General features: G+C 46.5%; 2 protein-coding genes. Both read left to right on the top strand.

Annotation, left to right across the window (positions count from 1 at the left end):
- The first annotated feature begins 67 nt into the window (after window positions 1–67).
- Window positions 68–385 carry a transposase gene (locus WBG78_RS30715; protein WP_337330373.1) on the top strand — a complete coding sequence of 106 codons (318 nt, stop codon included), beginning with the start codon at window positions 68–70 and terminating at the stop codon, window positions 383–385.
- A complete protein-coding gene (locus WBG78_RS30710) occupies window positions 382–1,419 on the top strand; it encodes an IS3 family transposase (protein ID WP_337330372.1) in 1,038 nt (345 codons plus the stop codon). The genes WBG78_RS30715 and WBG78_RS30710 overlap by 4 nt, the downstream gene beginning before the upstream one ends.
- The last annotated feature ends 4 nt before the right edge of the window (window positions 1,420–1,423 follow it).

Genomic DNA, 1,423 nt, shown 5'->3' with positions numbered 1-1,423 from the left:
TGTCTTAGCCCCCTAATAAGCTGCGCAAATTCTGAAAAACAGATTTGTACAACTAAATTAGGAAACAATGGCAAGAACGAGAAGAACATTCAGTCCGGAAGACCGACTGAGCCTGCTTAAAGAGGCAGAACGCGAAGGGTTCGCGGAGACCTGTCGAAAGCATAATTTATCACCAACGCTGCTGTCTATTTGGCGAAAGAAGTATTTGTCTAAAGGCGCTGAGGGATTGAAGCCCTCATATCGTCGGGTTGATCCAGAAGTCAAGGCATTGCAGGAGGAGAATGAGCGACTCAAGAGAATTGTCGCACGTCAGGCGATGGAGCTTGAAGTGAAGACAGAGATGCTAAAAAAAACTCCTATTCAATTCAAGAAAAGCGGGCGATGATGAAGAGGTTTGCTCCCTTTATGGCAATAAAGGATCTAGCCCACTGGTTGCAAGTGTCCCGGCGCACATTCTATTACCAAGCTCATCCTGGTCCGCGAGGAAAACGTCCAAGCACTCACACAATGCACAACGGCACATTAGTGCCCAATGAAATGGTGTTAAGTTTTGTGCGGGACTTCTTTCTTGCTGAGACCTATTGCGCATACGGCTACGATATGATGACCGATGAACTTAGCAAGGGTGGATTTTTGATCAATCGGAAAAAGACGTATAGACTGATGAATGAGAATAGCCTATTGATGGGTAAGGTCATTCGCTCAAGCGGTAAACGAAAGTGGGTTACATACAGAAGAATACAGGCAACTAAGACGATGGAGTATTTGTCTCTGGATATCAAATACGTATGGGTGGCCGGAGAACGTCGCTGGTACTATTTGCTGTGCATCATGGATATCTACAGTCGAAAGGTGATCGCGAATATTTTCCAACGAAGCATTCGTCACACCGATGTAATTGAGATGTTGCGCTTGCTGCATCTGCGCTTCGGCTTGAAAGGCGTAATTATCCGAAATGATAATGGATCACAGTTCCTTGCCAATAAAGTTCGGGCACTGTTGGTTGAACTCGAAGCGCAACAAGAATTTACTCACATAGCAACTCCTGAAGAGAACGCCTATATCGAAGCATTCCACAGCATCCTGGACAGAGAGCTCATACAGCGCTTTGAGTTCAGCAGCTACTATGACGCGAAGCACCACATCGAACAATATCTCCAATGGTACAACGATCGCCGCCGTCATCGGGAGATAGGAAAACTAACACCCAATCAAATGTGGGCACAGAGTCAGTGGTGGTCAACTGATAAGCAGCGCGACAATGGGTCAGTTGTGCCCTTGTCAAGGCCGGCTGAACAGCCGCTACGTACCAGCCTTGACAAGGTCACGGCTGACCCATACTTTAGCTTATCAGATGACCAACACGGTACTCTACTACAAAACCAAATGGAAAATTCTGTGCAGATTTTAGGGGGCTAAGACA

Origin of the sequence: Chryseolinea sp. T2, from assembly GCF_037203685.1 — a bacterium.
Taxonomy (GTDB): Bacteria; Bacteroidota; Bacteroidia; order Cytophagales; family Cyclobacteriaceae; genus Chryseolinea.
The sequence above is the reverse complement of the archived record's forward strand: the minus strand, read 5'-3'. Positions and strand labels throughout refer to the sequence as shown.

Excerpts from the sequence above, each read along its gene's own strand:
- WBG78_RS30710 (WP_337330372.1), top strand. The coding sequence starts at position 382 with ATGATGAAGAGGTTTGCTCCCTTTATGGCAATAAAGGATCTAGCCCAC.
- WBG78_RS30715 (WP_337330373.1), top strand. The coding sequence starts at position 68 with ATGGCAAGAACGAGAAGAACATTCAGTCCGGAAGACCGACTGAGCCTG.